The organism is Psychrobacillus sp. (genome assembly GCF_056205495.1).
On sequence record NZ_JBAEAP010000594.1, the window covers coordinates 1 to 3,448 of the forward strand.

Annotated in this window: 3 protein-coding genes; 1 reads left to right on the plus strand and 2 read right to left on the minus strand. The window is 37.8% G+C overall.

All coding sequences use genetic code 11. The features are described from left to right. Positions 1–190: 190 nt before the first annotated feature. Together argH and AC06OU_RS16895 are read right to left on the minus strand one after the other, a co-directional pair. The gene (argH, locus tag AC06OU_RS16890; RefSeq protein ID WP_475857322.1) at positions 191–1,564 is read right to left on the minus strand and encodes an argininosuccinate lyase; all 1,374 of its coding nucleotides are present in this window, start codon (positions 1,562–1,564) and stop codon (positions 191–193) included. Then, a complete protein-coding gene (locus tag AC06OU_RS16895; RefSeq protein WP_475857323.1) occupies positions 1,561–2,769 on the minus strand; it encodes an argininosuccinate synthase in 1,209 nt (402 codons plus the stop codon). The genes argH and AC06OU_RS16895 overlap by 4 nt, the downstream gene beginning before the upstream one ends. 203 nt (positions 2,770–2,972) lie before the next feature. On the opposite strand from AC06OU_RS16895, the gene AC06OU_RS16900 reads away from it, so the two are divergent. After that, the coding region (locus AC06OU_RS16900; protein ID WP_475857325.1) for an oxidoreductase at positions 2,973–3,448 on the plus strand (476 nt) is incomplete at its 3' end.

Sequence of the window (3,448 nt, forward strand, 5' to 3'; positions counted from 1 at the left end):
TAATAATAATTATACCTTTGAATGTGTATTTATATTTATCTAAACTAAATAATATAGAATCTTATCTCTCTTTACTTAACTTGAGTTAATGTCATAGCCCTTAACAATCAATCAATCAATAAACTACCTTCCTAATTGGTAAAAAGCAAAACCGTGTTAAAGGGTTTATTCCTTTAACACGGGCTATAAGTTAGCTTAATTTACTTTTAGCTTCTTCTATTTGAATCTTAACCTGATCGAAACCTGTGCCACCTAATGAATTTCTTCTTCTAACTGCAGCTAATGGGGACAAGACATCATAAATGTCTGCTTTTATTAAGCTACTAGCTTCTTGTAAATCACTTAATGGAAGATCCAGAAGGAAATATCCTCGTTGTATACAAAGGAAAACTAGTTTACCTGTTACTTCATGAGCTTCACGGAAAGGAAGACCCTTTGCAGCTAAGTAGTCTGCAAGCTCCGTCGCATTAGAGAAGTCTTTGTGTACTGTTTCATGCAAACGCTCTGTGTGCACTGACATTGTTCGAACCATTCCCTCAAAGATTTTAAGGGACCCAACAATTGTCTCTACCGTGTCAAACATCCCTTCCTTATCCTCTTGCATATCCTTATTATACGCTAGAGGCAGTCCTTTTAATGTTGTTAAAAGACCCATTAAATTCCCATAGACACGACCCGTCTTACCACGTATTAACTCTGCCATGTCAGGATTTTTCTTTTGTGGCATGATGCTTGAGCCTGTTGAAAAGGAATCATCCAATTCAATAAAGTTGAACTCTGAGCTAGACCATAAAATTATTTCCTCCGCAAAACGAGAAAGGTGCGTCATAAGTAAGGATGAGTTGCTTAAAAATTCAACGATAAAGTCGCGATCACTTACAGCATCCATGCTATTTGCATATACGCTAGTAAACCCTAGATAATCTGCTGACAGCTTGCGATCTATTGGAAATGTTGTTCCTGCAAGCGCACCAGACCCAAGAGGAGAAATATCTATACGTTTCATGGAATCTAAAAAGCGTTCCTTGTCTCTCTCTAGCATCCAGAAATAAGCCATTAAATGGTGGGCAAAGGAAATGGGTTGTGCACGTTGTAAATGTGTATAACCAGGCGCCAATGTTTCTATATGCTTCTCTGCTTGGTTAACTATTGTTTCTTGAAAAACTCTTATCAATTCAATGATTTCGTTTACTCGGTTCTTTAAAAACAAGTGCATATCTGTTGCAATTTGGTCATTACGGCTTCGTCCTGTGTGGAGCTTTCCACCAACCGGACCTATTAGATCAATGAGCATTTTTTCTAAATTTAAGTGAATATCCTCATTAGCAACAGAGAACTCAAGCTTGTGTTCAGTAGCAAGCTGTTTTAGCTGGAGTAAGCCACCAAGAATATCCCTTACATCTTCATGGGGTAAAATATTGCAATCGAAAAGCATTTTAACGTGTGCCATACTACCCTCGATATCTTCCATTACTAGTTTTTGGTCGAATTCAATAGAAGCTCCGAATTCATCCACCCATTGTTCGGCAGATTTCTGAAATCTTCCACCCCATAGCTTACTCATACTTGCACCTTCTTTTCTCCTTTGTTTACCATTGCATGTACTTTTGTTGGAAGTCCCCACAGTTCAATGAACCCAACAGCAGAAGAATGGTTAAATTCGTCATCCGCCGTGTACGTTGCAAGTTTTTCATTATATAAAGAGTTTGGAGATTTACGCCCTTCCACAATTGCATGACCCTTAAATAGTTTCACACGTACAGTACCATTTACATATTGCTGTGTTTCCTTTAAAAATGCCACAAGAGCAGTTTTTAATGGAGAGAACCAAAGACCCTCATAAATAAGTTCTGTCAATTTCTTTTCCATTACTGGCTTAAAGTGAGCTAGCTCTTTCACTAACGTAATGTCTTCAAGCTCCTTATGTGCCAGAAGCAGTGTGTGTGCCCCAGGTATCTCATAGACTTCACGAGATTTTATACCAACTAGGCGATTTTCTACATGATCGATACGACCAACCCCATGCTTACCAGCAATATCGTTTAACTTAAGAATAAGTTCATGTAATGGATATTTAACTCCGTCTATAGCTACAGGAACCCCTTGTAAAAATTCAATTTCAATAATATCTGCAACGTCTGGTGCATTTTCTAAAGAAACTGTTAAATCGTATGCATCCTCTGGTGGTGCTGCCCATGGATCCTCTAAAATGCCACATTCGTTCGCACGTCCCCAAAGGTTTTGGTCTATAGAAAATGGACTGTCTAGGTTAATTGGAATTGGAATGTTTTTCTCTTTGGCATAAGCGATTTCTTCCTCACGGCTCCAGCTCCACTCACGAACAGGGGCAATTACCTCTAACTCCGGATTTAAAGCATTGATAGAAACTTCGAAACGAACTTGCTCATTTCCTTTACCAGTACAACCATGTGCAACAGCAGTAGCACCAGTTTTCTCTGCAATTTCTACTAGTTTCTGAGAAATTAGCGGTCTTGATAGCGCAGATACTAAAGGATATTTGTTTTCGTACCAGGTGTGAGCTTGCAAAGAAATCAATGCATATTCATTTGCAAATTCTTCTCTTGCATCGATCATATAGCTTTCAATAGCTCCAACCTCTAAGGCTTTGTTTTTCACAAATTCTAAGTCTTTGCCTTCCCCTACATCTAAACAAACAGCTACTACATCATAGCCCTCATCCTTAAGCCAAGTAATTGCTACAGAAGTATCTAATCCACCTGAGTATGCTAAAACAACTTTTTTGTTCATTAAATATTCCTCCAATGTATTTATATACGGTTATTTTGTATTAATATACATAATGTAACACTCAAAATGCATAAATACAACTATAAATTTATTAATTATACAAATATATTAATTATTTATAAAAACTATTACTCTCTTAACGCGCATTATTTGAATCAACGGACAAAACAAGCGATAATATGAAAAAGGAGTGATTCAAAGAAATGTCCAAATTATTTACACCATATAGCGTAAAAGGTTTAAGCTTAAAAAATAGAATAGTAATGGCTCCTATGTGCCAATACTCTGTCGAGGCCAAGGACGGAACCCCTAATGACTGGCACTTCGTCCATTATGTATCTCGCGCAGTAGGCGGCACCGGCTTAATCATTGTAGAAATGACAGACGTAGAGCCTGATGGAAGAATTACCGATTATGATCTAGGCTTATGGTCAGATGAACAGATTCCTGCTTATGCAAGAATAGTTGAGGAAGTACATAAACACGATGCCAAAATAGGTATACAAATTGCTCATGCTGGAAGAAAAGCAACAGATGCTAAACAACCAGTAAGTTCTTCCAACATTCCTGTTGAATCTGATGGTACGTGGAAGGAACCAAGACCTTTAACAATTGATGAGATAAACGAAATGGTTAGTAAATATAAAGAAACAGCTCGCCGTGCAGTAGAGGCTGGGTT